The organism is Acaryochloris thomasi RCC1774, assembly GCF_003231495.1.
In the GTDB taxonomy this organism is placed as follows: Bacteria; Cyanobacteriota; Cyanobacteriia; order Thermosynechococcales; family Thermosynechococcaceae; genus RCC1774.
In genome coordinates this window covers 199,474-215,313 of record NZ_PQWO01000009.1, presented here as the reverse complement: position 1 = coordinate 215,313, position 15,840 = coordinate 199,474, and the positions used below count along the sequence as shown (strand labels likewise).

Here is a 15,840-nt window from a genome sequence, read left to right as displayed (position 1 = left end):
TTGTAGAGCCGTTGCATTTGCTGCTCAATATTCACTGTGTAAGGATTCATCTCAAACCAAATAGGGGAGGATGCTCAGACTATCATTCTTCCATTGAGGTTCTGGATATTATTTATTCCTCGATCCTTATGGGGGTTAATAGTGACACCGACAGGAAATAATTGTGAGGTAGCCATCATCAACTGCGTAAACCAGGCGATTTGCTTCATCAATCCGTCGTGCCCAAAAGCCAGAGAGTCTCTCTGAGAGGTTCAGGCTTTCCGATCCCATCGAAGGGTAGGCTTTTGGTTGCCTGAATTAATTTGTTGATGCGCTTCAAGGTCTTCTTATCCTGACTTTGCCAGTGCAGATAGTCTTTCCACGCTTCGTCGGTCCATACTAGCTTTCGGCTATTCATCAAGTAGATCGTGCTCAGCGATCTTCCCTTCCCGATATTGGGCAATGGAATGCTCTAGATGAATGGCGTTGGCTGAAGACTTCAGCAGGTGAACTCTTTCCTGCAGGCTATTGAAGGTGCTAAGGGACATGAGTAATGAGTACTGTATCATCAGCATCACGGCGAGTAATGATGGTGTAGTCTGCATCATTCACCACGCGATCTAAAACGGCTTTCAGCTTGCTGCGAGCTTCGCTGAAGGTGATGATATTTTTGGAACTTGTACTGTTAGCGGTACAAGTATAGCTCGTCATTCAGAGGGAGGCGGTTTGATCGTGCAATCATCTCGGATTAGAACAGGTATCAAAGTTTCTCGATTGTGGTAGCTTGCTCCCTGCCAACACACACTGTAGAGATATGCCGCATCAAGAATTTTAGGGCAAGTGCGATCGCAATCTAGCACAGGATTCATCTGGAGCTTTGTCACCTTAGTTGTCGCTCTATTTTCTGTGTACGCTCCAATGAAAATTTGATCTCGTGAACCTTCAAGCTCCCATGCCTGAATAATGCTTCAATCCCTTCCTCCACAGCCAGCGATTTGCAACCAACCATACTAAACACCAGCCTACCATCACCATAAAACCCTGAATAACATTCACCGATCGCCCAAGCAATAAACTGGCTGGAAAGTAGATTAGGTAGGGAAATGGAGTCCACTGCACGACTGCCTGCACTCCTTCTGGGAACAGATCCAATGGCGCAATCATGCCTGACAAAAATAAATAGAACAGATACCAAAACTGTTCAATAGCCGTGGCTCGCTCAGTCCAGAAGGCGCACATGGCAAAGGTGTACTGCATGATAAAGCGTAGGGCAAATGCGATCGCAACCCCCAATATTGCCAACACAAGCCGCCCTAAGCTCGGTACCCAAAACGCCTGCGGATACAGCAGGAAGAAGAATCCCACCAACGCCAGCGTAAACGGCAGTCTCGCCACCCGCTCAGATAGATGGCCTGCGACGTGATGCCACACCGGATCAATGGGCTGCAGCAAACGCGGTGAAAGCTTACCCTCAACCACCTCGCGCTCAAAATCCCAAATGACCCAAACGATGGTGAACTGGCGGACTAGAAAGACGCTAATAAAGTAGCGGGCAAAGTCCAACGGCCCAAAATCGAATTGCCCTGTTTGCGAGGCCTGAGTCCAAACGCCCATCATGATGATCGGTAGCGAGTTGGCTAACACCCACAGCAGTAGCTCCGCGCGGTACTCCACCATGTAGGCGTAGTAAACCGATAGAAAAGTTCCGACTCGCCTGAGGGTCTGGCTCATGCGACCTGTCCTGCCGAAAAGACGCGCCCGATGATTTCTTCGACGGGCGGATCGGTGATGGTCAAATCTAGAACGGGGAGGTCAGAAAGGATGGTTGCGATTGCATCCGTCAATTTCTCTCGTCGCACCAGCAGTCGCACTTCACGTCCTTGTATAGATTCCACCTCGCCATATATACACAGTTGTTCTGTTGTCCGAGGTTGCTCTAGCTCAATTTTCACCTCACGGAACGGCGCAAAGCGCTCCAGTAGGCCGTCTAGGGCACCGTCGTATATGAGCTGGCCTTCGTGGATTAAGAGGACGCGATCGCACAGCGCTGTGATATCAGCCATGTAGTGGCTGGTGAGCAAAATCGTCGCGCCGTATTCTTGATTGTAGTCCCGCAAAAAATCTCGGACTCCCACTTGGGCATTCACGTCTAATCCCAGCGTCGGCTCGTCTAGGAACAAAACCTGGGGCTGATGCAAGAGCGCCGCCAACAGCTCTGCCTTCATGCGCTCACCCAACGAGAGCTTTCGCACTGGCTGCGTGAGTTTACCCTCTAGAGCCAGCATTTCAGTGAGTTGACCAATCCGTCGTTGAGATTCGCGTTCTGAAAGACCGTAGACCGCCGCATTAATCCTTAGGGAATCTAGGGCCGGTAAATCCCAGAGAAGCTGCTGCTTTTGTCCCATAACTAAGGTGATTTTTTCTAAAAACGGCTTGCGGCGATTGAACGGCGTATGCCCCGCCACTCGCACCTGCCCGCTTGAGGGATGAATGAGACCCGTGAGCATTTTCAGCGTTGTAGTTTTTCCGGCCCCATTCGGTCCTAGAAATCCAACAATCTCTCCTGGTTGAATCTGGAAAGAAACGTCCTGCACGGCCTTGATCAGGCGGTGCTTGCGGCGCAGAAAATGGGAGACCGTTCCCTTTAATCCTGGCTCTTTTATGGCAACGGGATAGTTCTTACCCAGTTGATCAACGGTAATCATAGTCATATCTATAGAGTAGCGAGGTTTAGAAAAACTCAGCATCCCTTTATGAATAGAGTTCTCGTAAACGGCTAGGATACACAACTGTAGTTCAAGTGATGATAGTAGCCAATTAAGAGGAGCTGTAAGTCTCGTTCCAACGATCGCACAGCGGGCCAGCTTCTGTAATTCGCAACTCCCGAATTCTGAGCAGCAAGAGCCAGCAGCTTCAGATTCCTAAGAGAGAATAAAACCTTACTGAAAAATGCGGGCTACGGGGAGCTCAAACTCAGGCAGCAGCGGCGAGGTGAGCGTATCTTCTAGCAGCAATGTAGCGACAAGCTGGAGCCGAGTCTCTTGGCGGCGATAGACCTCTACCGTTTTTTGCTGCCAGCTCACAATCCAGTATTCTCGGACACCACGCAGCGAGTAGAGCTTAAACTTGGCTTTTTTATCGCGTTGCTCATTGCGCTCACCAGCAGATAAAACCTCGATCATTAATTCAGGGGCAACCGTCAAATGTCCTGCGTCATCGACGCCACTGGCAAGACACTCATTGCTCACCCACACTACATCCGGGATAACAGCATCGTGAGGGGTAAAAATAACGCCGGGTGTTTGAATAGGTCTGCCGAGTTGGTTTTGTCTAGACTAAAGGGCCAACTCTACATGAAGGTTACCGCCTGCATCTTAATGGCTAATATGAGAAGCGCGGGTCACAAACAATTCCCCATCAATGATTTCGTAGCGCTTCCAGCCCCAATCATCGGGCATGACCTCTAGGTCTTGAGTGGTCCAGCGAACCGCATTGGCAACCATTGAATATACCGTTGAGCAATGTATTTCTAGTGTAGTCGATGGCGCAAAACCGTTAAAAACCTAGCCACCGTTGGAGAGATGAGATCGCACCTCCATTGCAACCTGCATTTGACTAACTTTGCCTTGAGCATTGCGAGGGATCTGTTCTACCGCAATCCACCGCTTTGGATACTTGAGTTTGCTGAGCGTGTTTTGCAGTGCGGCTTGTATTTCTAGAACTGACCTGCTCGGTGTGATGGGGACGTAAAGTGCGATCGCAACTTCTCCCCATTCAGAATCAGGAGCGCCTGTTACATAAACATCCTTGACTAGTCCCGTGGCTCGAATCGCTGCCTCCACCTCCTCCGGGAAAATATTCTCACCTCCAGAGATAATCTTGCGGCTGTCGCGGCCAACAACATGTAAATGTGGAGTCTTCCCGGAGATGTGAGCGTCCTGCTCTTGCCTACAGGCTGAAGGTTGCTCATCGCAAAGATATCCAAGGTCGTCCGTTACAAAGGTTTCAGGATTTGCAAACCGTTCAGGATAATACCCCAAGCAAAGGGACTGAGATTGGATCGCGATTCTGCCCGTTTGATTCCGAGGAAGGAACCTCTGATCATCATCCTGAGCCAAGACTTGAGCGTGGGGCAAAACTTGTCCACTACTGTAATGACCTGCAAGAAAATCATCCGGCTTTAGCGTCGCGACCTGAGATGCTGTCTCGGTCATGCCATAGGTCGGTGCCAACCGAACTTTATGCTTTCTGGCCGCATTGAGAAGCTCAGGCCATGCAGGGGCACCCCCTAGCAGCACAGTCTGAAAACGAGCTAGCCAAGGAAGGCGTTCTGGTCTTTGCAGCAATCGCTGAAGCTGCGTAGGAACAAGAGATAGAAAGAACGCTTGCACTTCTTGGGATTGACTGTCAAGAAAAGCTGCGAGAGCTGGATTGGAGCTAACGCCGTTCAAAAAATCATCGAAAGGAAGAATCGCCAGCCGACCGCCAGTCGTAAAGGAGCGCAGAAACTGCATCAGCCCACTAACGTGGTGTAAAGGCAGCGTACAGCAAGAGTTGATGGTGGGTGACTCAAAGTATTGTTGGCAGCCTTGCACAGAGGCCATTAGAGTTGACCATGTGTGAATTGCAAATCGAATTTTCCCAGACGAGCCGCCCGTTGGGACCATGATCCAGCTTTTTTGATGGGGGGTAAACGGATTTTCTGTGAACGTTTGCCCTGCTGCATCCCAGATAATGTGGGGCTGAGATAAGGCGATGACTTGTTCCCAGTCTGCTCGACTCCAGCTCGGATTGCCCAGAAAGACAGGAGATTCAGTTATGCACGCAGCCATGAAGGCGGCAAGAAACTCTAATGGGTCCTGCAGGTTCAATAGAATTCTTGGATGAGTGCCAGCTTGCGTCAAGGAAGAAAGCTGATGGAGTCTTGCTTGGGTCCGAACGGTCCAGCCATCAATACCCAATAGCCACTGCTCATGCAGGCGCTTCTGAAAGTAGTCAGTTGCTGATGAATGCTCCACCCAGTCGTTCTCACCGCGACAAGTTCATAAAATATTATGAGCTACGGCGTTACAGACGAAGTTCGGATGCTATCTTAGTATCCACCTCTTGCGGGTGTAGTTCAGTGGTAGAACGTCAGCTTCCCAAGCTGAATGTCGTCGGTTCGAGTCCGATCATCCGCTCTTGTTTGTCTATTCCCTTTGTTTGAGATCAGCGGCGCTGCTATATCAACGATCGGGCGCCCAATGACTAACAGACGCTTTGATTTTGCTCCGCCACGGTTATATAATTCGTGACCTGGGATCGCTTTGTGCTCCAGAGAAAAATTTTAGTGTAAGAATCTATGGTAATTCCGACCCAGTACCCAATTATGGTTATTGGTGGAGCAGAAGATAAGGTCAATGAGTGCAGTATATTAACCGCCTTTTTCGAGAGTGCAGGCGGAAAGCTAGCAACCATCGGCATTATTCCCTGCGCTTCACAAGAACCCAGTGCGGTCGGCGATCGCTATTACCAGATCTTCAAGAGAATGGGGGCGCACCGGGTTGAGGTTCTTGATATTCGGCGACCCCATGAGTGTGATGAGCTGCGCTGGCTCGATATCTTAGATGACTGTACGGGTGTCTTTGTGACAGGTGGCGATCAGGTTCGTCTTTTCCACTTCATCAACGATAGTAAATTTATTGCAGCTATCAGAAAGCGGCTTCATCTGGGCTCGCTTGTCCTTGCTGGAACCAGCGCTGGCGCTGCCATTATGGGCGAAAAAATGATCTCGGGGGGCAGCAGTGGTGAATCTCCCAACCGCTCACTCGTCGATTTGATGGATGGGTTAGGAATTATTCCTGAAGTGTTGGTGGATCAGCACTTCCATAATCGCAATCGGATGGCTCGATTACTCAGTGCGATCGCAACGTATCCTGAGAAGCTAGGGATGGGCATTGACGAAGATACCTGTGCTGCCTTCAGAGGGGATGGGAGCTTTGAAATATTGGGTAAGGGGTCGATCACCGTCATCGATCCAGGGGAATTGGCCTATACGAATCACCCAGAGTCAGACGAAACGTCTCCCCTCAGTTTGCACAATCTAACCGTGCACATTCTAAACCGGGGCGATCTCTACCACTATCAGCATCGGACTGTTTTGCCGTCTTAGCGCAGCTTTTTAAGCGTCCCAGAATTAGAGCGAGATTTGTAATCATGGGAAATTGCTCGATGCGGTTAATCTGATAGTCCTGTACGAATGGCCAAAACCCGCAAAGCCACTTATATAGGATTGAAATAGTCTGATTTATCGGCTATTTCAGCATGTTACGATACCTCAAGCCCTGAATGGATTTGAGTGCTTCAAAGCAGACCTAAGAAAGCCTGAGACTACTAATCTACTACGCACATATGTAGCTAAAACTACAGAACTTGGGGTTAACAAATAATAGCGTTCGTAAACAAATTAATCTTGAGTTGAGTCCTTAACAACGCCTATTTAAACGCTCAAGACTGTCATTAAACTGCTGGAATCGGCTCAAGCACTCTCCATAACCTATGAAAATTCTCCAAACCCAAACGCTTCGAGGCCCTAACTACTGGAGTATTCGTCGGGCAAAGTTGATTCTCATTCGGCTGGACCTGGAGGACTTGGCTAACCGTCCGTCTGATACGATTCCAGGGTTCTACAACGGATTAATCTCGGTTTTACCTAGCCTAGAAGAGCATCACTGCTCGCCAGGGTGTCGGGGTGGGTTTCTCAGCCGGGTCCAGGAAGGCACCATGGTGGGGCATATCCTAGAGCATGTGGCGCTAGAACTCCAGGTTTTAGCGGGCATGGAGGTGGGGTTTGGTCGTACCCGCGAGACGGTAACCCCCGGCGTTTATCAAGTTGCAATTGAATATCAAAATGAAGCCGCCGGTCGCTATGCCACCCGAGCTGCCCACCGTTTATGTAAGAGCTTGGCTGAAACAGGCACCTACCCTGAAGCTGAACTGCAAACGGATTTAGAAGATTTGGTTGAGCTGCGTACTGAAGCCGCCCTAGGGGCGAGCACCGAGGCGCTGATCCGCGAGGCAGAAGCCCTCAATATCCCGTGGATGGAGCTAGAGAATTGCGATCTCCATCAGCTTGGATACGGCAAATACCAAAAGCGACTACAGGCAGCACTCACCTCCCATAGCAACGTTTTGGGGGTCGAATTAGCCTGCGATAAGGAACGGACTAAAGAAATTCTGACGCGTATGGGTGCGCCGGTTCCATTGGGTAAAGTGATTTATGCCTTTAGCGAATTAGATAACGCGATTGAAGACTTGGGTGGCTATCCGATTGTGATAAAGCCCTTAGATGGAAATCACGGTCGCGGGATCACCATTGATATTCAGTCAAAAGAACAGGTAGAAATTGCCTACGACCGAGCCAAGGATATTTCTACAGGCGTGATTGTCGAACATTTCTATCAGGGCCGAGATCATCGCATTCTGGTCGTTAACCACAAAGTTGTCGCGGTTGCAGAGCGCGTCCCGGCTCACGTAGTTGGCAATGGTAAAGACACAATTGCAGCCCTTGTTGAACAAGAGAATCGAGATCATCGTCGGGGCGCGGGGCACGACAACATCCTCACCCATATTCAACTGGACGACGCCACTGATGCCATGCTGAGCCGTCAAGGGTTCACCGTTGACACTGTTTTGCAGCCCAATCAAATTGGTTACCTGCGCGCAACAGCCAACCTCAGTACGGGCGGCATTGCCATTGACCGCACCGATGAGATTCATCCAGAAACTGTTTGGTTAGCGGAACGGGTATCTCGCATTATTGACCTCGATATTGCAGGGATTGATGTGATTACAACTGATATCACTCAACCCCTGAGCCAGGCAGATGGCGTGATTGTTGAGGTTAACGCAGCACCCGGGTTACGGATGCACATTGCACCTAGTGAAGGCCGCGCTCGTAATGTGGCAGCACCCATCATTAAGATGCTGTTTCCGCCGGGGACGCCGACTCGGGTGCCCATTGTGGCGGTGACGGGTACCAATGGCAAAACCACCACCACGCGACTCATTGCCCATATTTGCCGTCAGGTTTATGATGCTGTGGGCTTTACGACCACCGACGGCATCTATATCGGCGATCGCCTCGTCGAGAAGGGAGACACCACAGGCCCCCTGAGTGCACAAATGGTTCTGCAGGATCCGACGGTGGATATTGCGGTTCTTGAAACAGCTCGGGGCGGTATTTTGCGTTCGGGCTTGGCCTTTTCACAGTGTGATGTGGGAGTCGTTCTGAACGTGGCGGCGGACCATTTGGGGCTAGGAGATATTAATACCGTTGATCAGTTGGCCAGGGTCAAAGGAGTGATCGCTGAGACGGTGCATCCCGATGGCTATGCTGTTCTTAATGCTGATGATCCGCGAGTCGCGGCAATGGCGGCGCAGGTGCCCGGAAAAGTGGCCTATTTTTCGATGGATCCTGAAAATGAAGTGTTGCGATCGCACCTCAAGCAGGGTGGAATCGCTGCCGTCTACGACCAAGGCTACCTAACCATTGTGCAGCAGGATCAGGTTCACCGTATTGAGCACGTTAAACAAGTTCCGGTAACGCTGGGTGGAATGGCTCCGTTCATGATTGCTAATGCTCTGGCGGCAAGTCTAGCTGCCTATGTCCAAGGCGTGACCGTCAAGCAGATTCAGGCGGCTCTGCACAGTTTTAAAGCCTCAGAACAGCAGACGCCGGGACGTATGAATCTCTTCAACCTCGGCCAATTTCACGTACTGGTGGACTATGCCCATAACCCAGCCGGATATAAAGCGGTAGGGGGCTTTGTCAAAAACTGGACTGGCCCTGCCATTGGCGTGGTCGGGGGACCGGGTGATCGCCGCGATCAAGATTTAATTGATCTCGGCAAACTCTCGGCGACGTTCTTCGATCAGATTATTGTTAAAGAAGATGATGATGGGCGGGGTCGCGCTCCCGGTAATGCCGCAGAGCTAATTGTTCAGGGCATCTGTCAGGGCGGGGCTGAGTCGGCAGCCTCCCACTCTGTTCGCCTAGACGAAGCAGAGGCCATTATATGGGCACTAGATAATGCCCCTAAAGAGTCGCTTGTCGTTGTTTTTCCTGATAATGTTAGTCGAACAATCTCATTGATTAAGGCTCGAAATCCAATTGTTGAAAAGCCAGAGGAGGCACGATCAGCCGATTTTAAAAATGCAGATATCTGCCTGGATGGAATCAAGACTTAAGAAGCGAAAGTCTATAGGATTGAATAGTACGTTCTAGTTGGTGCAGCAATCAATTTAGACTTTGAGGTGACGGATATTCGTAGATGAAAAAGGTAGGCATGCCTCTATTGCTGCACGGGGAAGTAACCGATCAAGATATGGATGTCTTCGATCATGAGAAGATCTTGGTCGAGAAATATATGATCCCTCTCAATTGTCACAACCCCCGATCACTGCACGGGCGTGAGCAGAATAAAAAATGTCCAACGAGAAGTGTGTTTCAAGCATCCTTTGCACGGTGCTGTTGGGTGCTGGCCCAACACGTTATGTCTCCCAAGTAGCATTTTGTAAGACGATACGGTATCCATCTGGATCTTCAAAGGTTACTCCACTTCTATCCCAATAAGGGTTATAAGACTGTATAGGCTTATATCCACTCACTTTTATTTGATCAACGGCACATTGCCACTCTTGTTGATCTGGAAAGTAAAAAACAATCAGGTTGTCTTGCGTTGGAGCACGACCAACACTGTGTTCTTGCTGCTGTGTAAACTCAAAATGGTAAGGTTCTCCTGGTATTCCAAGCATTACACCATCAAATCCTTCATGATTCTCAAAATGATCGAGAATTTGAAACCCTAGACCTTCTGTGTAGAATTTGACGACTTCCTCTAATTGGTCAGTTGGGCGAGCAACACGCACAATTTTACCTTGAAGCATGAAAACTCCTCTGAAGATCTATGTAGTGCTTACACGTAGCTAGACTGCAAATATTCAACGCACACTATAACCCGACTCTGCTCCACCATAACTAGCTTTCAGACTGTCCTCCCGACGATTAAAGTAGCCTAACGCTTAGCTCAGCGTGCAAGGGTCCGTTGCAGCGACTTTTTAGGCATATATTTTCAACTTCGGCCACGTTTGCAGCCACTTCTTTGAACGGACTCGCTCATAAAATTCTTTTGGCTTTCTGCGCTTATCGTTAATGGTAACGGTACTTGAAAACAGCGATGAAAGTCCGAATGGTGCAACAAGTTCCAGACCGTCCGTAGGGCTTAACCTGACTCCAATTGCAGTTTCCACCTCAACCCAATAACTCATTGCATCTTCCGTCGATGTATATGACGCATCTTTATTTCTTAGATGCATTCGCGCTTGGTTTTTCACAGACCAAGGCTTGTTCAATTTAGTCTTAAGAATGGATTCCAAGTCCTGGTCGGTTTCCAACGAAGATTCTTCACGATTGAAGTAGATTAAATCGATGTCATTGAGCGGTGTTGGGAAATGGCGATCATGGAGTTTATCCCAAACCATGTTTCTTACGAACCCCGCAGCCAGACACCAATCGTTGAGTTTAAGTTCGGAGGCTATCTCTAGAGCATGAATTCTTGAGCTGTCCTCAGAAACCCATTTTTCGATCTGCGTTTCGAAATTCATGGCATATGCCTAACGGCTACCCCATCAGGGGCGCGAGAATTAATTTAAAGCGTTGAGTAATAGGGTATTTCGAGCGTCCCGCTGTATGGTCTAGTTAAACCATAGCTCAGAAAGTATGGATTTTGTGATAATCGAAAAAAACTCTCAAATTAGATCTGTCGGCTCGATAAGCTTACATAAATTATCAACCACTTCTTCAATTATCTCTTCATCTGATTGATTGTTGTCATATAGGTGAGAATATCCAGTTGAAATGATAGTGTCAACAGCAATTCTTAACCCCATCTCTCCATCACCATCTTTGTGTCTATATGAAATATCTCCTGGTATCGGATCTTCATAAAATGTCAGTTGGTGCCCACGTTTATTAAGCTCATCAATGATTTTATTCATCGTCGGCATTAGAACACTATGAATCTCTTGCAATGCAGCTTCCTCAAGTTCATCTGCTAGCTTACGAGAAGAAGTACTGTTAAGACCTCGCCTTTGAAACTCACTAATTGAAAATTTATCAAAATCCATGATGTCAATATCAAAGGTCTGACTATATTTAGTCTGCAGTTCGCGGACTAAAAAGCTTGCTTATTTAGAGTCATTAACTGCTAAAGTCTAAATTTGGCAGCTTTTGTAGAAGAGTAACACCTGAGTCTTCACGAATACATATCTTGTAAGGTTTAAATATAGAAACCAATCCTGAAATCGCTATATGCATCATTCCATAGGAGTTTTAGAAGCTTTTGCCTAGGAAGTGGTAGCGATTTAGACTGCATTCATCTATATAAATTTCCTCCCATAGCTATTATCCAGCTCATATGGAAGAACTCACCAAGCCCAGAAAGCTGCTTGATCAGGTGCGCGATGCACTGCGAGTCAAGCACTATGCCCATCGCACAGAAAAAACTTATGTTTGGTGGATCCGGCGCTTTATTCTGTTTCACCATAAACGGCATCCCCAAGAAATGGGCGAGGCCGAAGTAAAGGCATTCTTCACCCATTTAGCCGTTAACGGAGATGTGGCAGCATCCACCCAAAATCAAGCGCTCAGTGCCTTGCTGGTTCTCTATCGGCAGGTACTGAAACAGCCTTTAGCCGAATCTATTGATGTAGTTCGGGCCAGACAGTCCAAGCATTTACCTACAGTGTTGACGGCCGATGAGTTTCAGCGTTTATTGCAGGCACTAGAGGGGATTCAACAGCTCTTGGCTAAGCTGAGATGCGGGTCAAAGAAGGGCTACGCCTAGCGAGTGAAAGATCTTGATTTTGGTCAGTCTCAAGTGATGGTGCGGAATGCCAAAGGTAATAAAGACCGAATCACCGTTCTTCCACAAAGTCTCATTGAACTCCTACAGGCCCATCTCGTCTACGTTAAGCAACTGCAGCAAGATGAGCTAGCTCAAGGATATAGCACCGTTACCCCACGCCCTTGATCGCAAATATCCCAACGCAGAACAAGAATGGATTTGGCAATATGTTTTTCCGGCTCAACGGCGCAGCACCGATCCTCGCAGTGGTAGAGAACAGCGACATCGTTTAGGCGATGGTTTTCTGCAGCACTCGCTCAAGAAAGCAGCCCACCAAGCTCAAATAGCTAAGAAAGTAAGCTGTCACACGCTTCGCCATAGCTTTGCGACTCATTTGCGGCAAAACGGCTATGACATTCGTACCGTTCAGGAGCTAAGTGGCGAGGCAGAATCAAGTTAAAGATCAGATATTAGCAAATGCTCTACATGGCCCTCACCCCCAGCCCCCCTCTCCCAACATTGGGAGAGGGGGGCTGGGGGTGAGGGCCAATGCAACGATATTGAAATTAATCAGGAATCTTCAAGTCAATTGAGCCTATCTACTTATTAGGGCACAAAGACGTAAAAACCACGATGATTTATACCCATGTTCTCAATCAAGGTACTTTGAGCGTTCGTAGCCCCCTAGATATTTAATCAGCAGACACGGCGTGACTGAGTGCGGGATACCTTTTCAGTTATTAAGATTGATATGAAGCTGGAGGGGCACTCCAGTTCTAAAACACCAATTAAATATCGACCTGTTTGTCGAAGATTGTCTAGGTTTGTATGAAGCAGGTTGTTTGATGACTGTGAATCCGTCTCGTTCTGAACTTACGACTCCGCCTCTCTATGAAGAAAAGACCCAGGCCATTGCGCGGGAGCTGTTGGCGCAGACCGCAGAAAAGCGATCGCTCCTCGCTAAAATACAAGACCAATTCCGGTGGGACGATAAGCTGCTCAATTGGACAATGGACAACCCCAGTTTGCGGGTGCAGCTCTTTCGTCTGATCGATTGTTTGCCGTCTTTGACCACCAAAGCTGAAATGGCCCGTCATCTTCAGGAGTATCTGAGCGTTCCTGATGTAGAACTACCGGAAGCGTTGAAACGGCTGCTTAACTTCACGGCTTCCGATTCAATACCGGGACAAGTTGCGGCGACGACTCTGTCCACCTCAGTTGCAACCCTGGCACAAAAATATATCGCAGGCGAAACGCTGAAGCAGGTTCTCAAGACCATTAATCGTCTCCGTAAACAATCGATGACCTTCGCTATCGATGTTTTAGGCGAGGCAGTGATCACGGAAAAAGAAGCTCAGTCTTATCTCGATCAATATCTAGCGTTAATGGGACAGCTTACAGAGGTTTCTCGGCGGTGGTCTTCGGTACCCCAGATTGACGCTGCTGACGGGGATGATTTAGCTAAGGTCCAGGTGACGTTAAAGTTGACAGCGTTTTACTCTCAGTTTGATCCGTTAGATGTAGAGGGGTCTCAGACAACGGTGTGCGATCGCATCCGCATTCTCCTCCGTCGAGCGCAGGAAGTGGGTGCCGATGTTCATTTTGATATGGAACAGTACCGCTATAAAGATGCCACGCTAGCGACGTTAAAGTCTTTGTTAATGGAGGAAGAGTTTTGCGATCGCAACAACATCGGCATCACACTCCAAGCCTATCTCCGGGATAGCTACGGTGATTTGAAGGATCTGATTGAATGGGCGAAACAGCGGGGCAAACCGATCACGGTGCGGCTGATCAAAGGAGCCTACTGGGATCAAGAGACCATCATTGCTCGCCAGAATCATTGGCCCACGCCCGTCTATAATCACAAGTCTTCCACGGACGCCAATTTTGAGCGCATGACACAGTTGCTCTTAGAAAATCATGAGCATCTGTACGCCGCCATCGGTAGCCACAATGTTCGGTCTCAGGCCCATGCGATCTCAATTGCTCAAACCCTCAATATTCCGCAGCGACACATTGAATTTCAAGTCTTGTACGGTATGGCCGACAACCTAGCAGCAGCGTTAGCAAAACAGGGGCATCGAGTACGAGTCTACTGTCCCTACGGCGCTTTGATTCCAGGGATGGCCTATCTGATTCGACGATTGCTAGAGAACACTGCCAATAGCTCTTTTCTGCGGCAAAGTTTAACCGAGACTCCGATTGAAGAACTGTTAGCAGCGCCTCAGTGGAGAGAGGGCGATCAGGACGGTAGCGAAGTGGAACCGACGCCTATGCCCGTGACGACGACCGCGACTCAGATTGATCCTTCTGCAGATACTAATTTTGCGATCGCAACCCACCGAACCCAAGCCGAATCTGCCCTCACTGCCGTCAAACAACAGTTAGGTCAACAATATTGGCCGCTAATTGATGGAGAACGGGTGCAGACAGAGAAGAAGGTTCAATCCGTTAATCCATCTAATCCGACAGAAATTGTGGGGACTGTCGGGCAGATTAATATTGCTCAGGCAGAGGATGCGATCGCAGCCGCAAAAGCCGCTTTCCAAACTTGGAAACGCACATCAGCGAAAGAGCGGGCCGACATCCTGCGACGGGCCGCAAATCTACTTGAAGCGCGTCGTCATGAACTCAATGCCTGGATGGTGTTTGAAGCAGGCAAGCCTCTCCAGCAAGCCGATGTAGAAGTCTCAGAGGCTGTAGATTTCTGTCGATACTACGCAGCAGAGATGGAGCGTTTGGATCCTAAGATTATCTACGATGTGGCCGGGGAGAGCGATCGCTACTTCTACCGTCCCAAGGGCATTGTGCTGGTGATTTCCCCCTGGAACTTTCCGCTTGCGATCCCTACAGGGATGACGGTTGCGGCCCTAGTCACCGGAAACTGTGTTTTGCTAAAGCCTGCCGCTGTAACCTCTGTGATCGCGGCTAAACTTAGCGAAATTCTTGTGGAAGCCGGGATACCTAAAGGGGTATTTCAATACGTTCCAGGTAGCGGTTCCACCGTAGGCGCTCACCTCGTCAAACATCCCGCAGTCCAGATGATTGTGTTTACGGGTTCTCAAGAAGTGGGGTGCGAAATCTACGCCAACGCTGCTGTTCTGCAGCCCGGTCAAAGGCATTTGAAGCGTGTGGTAGCTGAAATGGGGGGTAAAAACGCCATAATCGTTGATGAAAGTGCTGATTTAGACCAGGCGGTCCAGGGAGTTGTGTATTCCGCCTTTGGCTATAGCGGCCAAAAGTGTTCAGCTTGCTCTCGGGTAGTCGTTCTAGCATCCGTCTACGACGCGTTTGTGGCGCGGCTAGTTGAAGCGACAAAATCGCTGAATGTTGGCATTGCCGCCGATCCGGGGACCAAGGTTGGCCCCGTGATTGATGAAGCAGCCCAGCAGCGAATTCGTGAAACGATTGATAAGGGTAAGACGGAAGCTAATCTGGCTTTGCAATTGCCTGCGCCTGAGACGGGTTACTTTGTGGGGCCAGTGATTTTTACTGAGGTTGATCCGCACAGTTCGCTGGCTCAGGAAGAAATTTTTGGTCCGGTTCTGTCAGTGATTAAGGCGCAGAGTTTTGAAGAGGGAGTTGCGATCGCAAACAACACGAACTTCGCGCTCACGGGTGGACTGTACTCTCGCACCCCATCCCATATTGAACAAGCCAAAACGGAGTTTGAAGTAGGGAATTTATACATCAATCGCAGCATTACAGGTGCGATCGTCGCTCGGCAACCCTTTGGGGGATATAAGCTTTCAGGGGTTGGCTCTAAAGCTGGGGGGCCAGATTATTTACTACAGTTTCTTGATCCCCGTACTGTTACAGAGAATATTCAGCGACAGGGCTTTGCTCCGATTGAGGGCATAGAGTAGATAGCTTCACTGATCTGAAATGAGTTTGGAGCCTTTCCCGGTTTTGTTCGCTTCGTTCAGGGTTAGTCTCATTTGCGATCGCAAACAGCAGCAATCACTCATAAAGA

Annotated in this window: 12 protein-coding genes, 1 tRNA gene and 4 pseudogenes; 8 read left to right on the top strand and 9 right to left on the bottom strand. The window is 49.0% G+C overall.

Annotated elements, in window-relative coordinates; genetic code table 11:
* Positions 1-135 precede the first annotated feature (135 nt).
* The 6 genes and pseudogenes from C1752_RS15445 to C1752_RS15420 all read right to left on the bottom strand — a co-directional run bounded on the left by C1752_RS15445 (position 136) and on the right by C1752_RS15420 (position 4,997).
* Positions 136-397, bottom strand: a pseudogene (locus tag C1752_RS15445) (Txe/YoeB family addiction module toxin).
* Positions 390-690, bottom strand: a pseudogene (locus C1752_RS30315) (type II toxin-antitoxin system Phd/YefM family antitoxin). The pseudogenes C1752_RS15445 and C1752_RS30315 overlap by 8 nt, the downstream one beginning before the upstream one ends.
* A gap of 231 nt (positions 691-921) precedes the next feature.
* Entirely contained in the window at positions 922-1,710 is a 789-nt protein-coding gene (locus tag C1752_RS15435; protein ID WP_110986967.1) for an ABC transporter permease, read from the bottom strand.
* Positions 1,707-2,690 (bottom strand): ABC transporter ATP-binding protein, encoded by a 984-nt coding sequence (locus C1752_RS15430; protein ID WP_110986966.1) that lies wholly within the window; start codon positions 2,688-2,690, stop codon positions 1,707-1,709. The genes C1752_RS15435 and C1752_RS15430 overlap by 4 nt, the downstream gene beginning before the upstream one ends.
* Positions 2,691-2,918: 228 nt before the next feature.
* Positions 2,919-3,482: pseudogene (locus C1752_RS15425) on the bottom strand (Uma2 family endonuclease).
* Between the two features lie 60 nt (positions 3,483-3,542).
* A complete protein-coding gene (locus C1752_RS15420; protein WP_110986965.1) occupies positions 3,543-4,997 on the bottom strand; it encodes a 2-succinylbenzoate--CoA ligase in 1,455 nt (484 codons plus the stop codon).
* Positions 4,998-5,087: 90 nt separating this feature from the next.
* Here C1752_RS15420 and C1752_RS15415 point away from each other — a divergent pair.
* The 3 genes from C1752_RS15415 to cphA all read left to right on the top strand — a co-directional run bounded on the left by C1752_RS15415 (position 5,088) and on the right by cphA (position 9,207).
* Positions 5,088-5,159: transfer RNA gene (locus C1752_RS15415), tRNA-Gly, on the top strand.
* A 161-nt stretch (positions 5,160-5,320) separates the two neighbouring features.
* Complete coding sequence (locus C1752_RS15410; RefSeq protein WP_110986964.1) at positions 5,321-6,130, top strand: cyanophycinase; 810 nt, start codon at positions 5,321-5,323, stop codon at positions 6,128-6,130.
* Between the two features lie 386 nt (positions 6,131-6,516).
* Positions 6,517-9,207: a cyanophycin synthetase gene (gene cphA / locus C1752_RS15405; RefSeq protein ID WP_110986963.1), complete on the top strand. Its 2,691-nt coding sequence runs from the start codon at positions 6,517-6,519 to the stop codon at positions 9,205-9,207.
* 303 nt (positions 9,208-9,510) lie between these two features.
* On the opposite strand, the gene C1752_RS15395 is transcribed toward cphA, so the two are convergent.
* The 3 genes from C1752_RS15395 to C1752_RS15385 form a co-directional block, all read right to left on the bottom strand.
* On the bottom strand, positions 9,511-9,906 hold the full coding sequence (locus tag C1752_RS15395) for a VOC family protein (protein WP_110986961.1): 396 nt from the start codon (positions 9,904-9,906) through the stop codon (positions 9,511-9,513).
* A gap of 171 nt (positions 9,907-10,077) precedes the next feature.
* On the bottom strand, positions 10,078-10,623 hold the full coding sequence (locus tag C1752_RS15390) for a nucleotidyltransferase family protein (RefSeq protein WP_110986960.1): 546 nt from the start codon (positions 10,621-10,623) through the stop codon (positions 10,078-10,080).
* 144 nt (positions 10,624-10,767) lie between these two features.
* Positions 10,768-11,145, bottom strand: a complete 378-nt coding sequence (locus tag C1752_RS15385; RefSeq protein ID WP_110986959.1) for a hypothetical protein — start codon at positions 11,143-11,145, stop codon at positions 10,768-10,770.
* Between the two features lie 290 nt (positions 11,146-11,435).
* On the opposite strand from C1752_RS15385, the gene C1752_RS28980 reads away from it, so the two are divergent.
* The 5 genes and pseudogenes from C1752_RS28980 to pruA all read left to right on the top strand — a co-directional run bounded on the left by C1752_RS28980 (position 11,436) and on the right by pruA (position 15,733).
* Positions 11,436-11,864, top strand: coding sequence for a phage integrase N-terminal SAM-like domain-containing protein (locus tag C1752_RS28980; RefSeq protein ID WP_110986958.1), 429 nt, complete (start codon positions 11,436-11,438; stop codon positions 11,862-11,864).
* Positions 11,865-11,867: 3 nt separating this feature from the next.
* Positions 11,868-12,050, top strand: a complete 183-nt coding sequence (locus C1752_RS28975) for a site-specific integrase (RefSeq protein ID WP_110986957.1) — start codon at positions 11,868-11,870, stop codon at positions 12,048-12,050.
* Positions 12,025-12,324: a tyrosine-type recombinase/integrase gene (locus C1752_RS30305; RefSeq protein WP_199464415.1), complete on the top strand. Its 300-nt coding sequence runs from the start codon at positions 12,025-12,027 to the stop codon at positions 12,322-12,324. The genes C1752_RS28975 and C1752_RS30305 overlap by 26 nt, the downstream gene beginning before the upstream one ends.
* A 143-nt stretch (positions 12,325-12,467) precedes the next feature.
* Positions 12,468-12,560 (top strand): annotated as a pseudogene (locus C1752_RS30535) (tyrosine-type recombinase/integrase); the annotation flags it as partial.
* 149 nt (positions 12,561-12,709) lie between these two features.
* Positions 12,710-15,733 (top strand): L-glutamate gamma-semialdehyde dehydrogenase, encoded by a 3,024-nt coding sequence (gene pruA / locus C1752_RS15360; protein WP_110986956.1) that lies wholly within the window; start codon positions 12,710-12,712, stop codon positions 15,731-15,733.
* The last annotated feature ends 107 nt before the right edge of the window (positions 15,734-15,840 follow it).

What these genes read in the sequence shown, in the direction of transcription:
- C1752_RS15390 (WP_110986960.1), bottom strand. Translation starts at nt 10,623, where the DNA reads ATGAATTTCGAAACGCAGATCGAAAAATGGGTTTCTGAGGACAGCTCA.
- C1752_RS15395 (WP_110986961.1), bottom strand. Translation starts at nt 9,906, where the DNA reads ATGCTTCAAGGTAAAATTGTGCGTGTTGCTCGCCCAACTGACCAATTA.
- C1752_RS15410 (WP_110986964.1), top strand. Translation starts at nt 5,321, where the DNA reads ATGGTAATTCCGACCCAGTACCCAATTATGGTTATTGGTGGAGCAGAA.
- cphA (WP_110986963.1), top strand. Translation starts at nt 6,517, where the DNA reads ATGAAAATTCTCCAAACCCAAACGCTTCGAGGCCCTAACTACTGGAGT.
- C1752_RS28980 (WP_110986958.1), top strand. Translation starts at nt 11,436, where the DNA reads ATGGAAGAACTCACCAAGCCCAGAAAGCTGCTTGATCAGGTGCGCGAT.
- pruA (WP_110986956.1), top strand. Translation starts at nt 12,710, where the DNA reads ATGACTGTGAATCCGTCTCGTTCTGAACTTACGACTCCGCCTCTCTAT.
- C1752_RS15430 (WP_110986966.1), bottom strand. Translation starts at nt 2,690, where the DNA reads ATGACTATGATTACCGTTGATCAACTGGGTAAGAACTATCCCGTTGCC.
- C1752_RS15435 (WP_110986967.1), bottom strand. Translation starts at nt 1,710, where the DNA reads ATGAGCCAGACCCTCAGGCGAGTCGGAACTTTTCTATCGGTTTACTAC.
- C1752_RS15385 (WP_110986959.1), bottom strand. Translation starts at nt 11,145, where the DNA reads ATGGATTTTGATAAATTTTCAATTAGTGAGTTTCAAAGGCGAGGTCTT.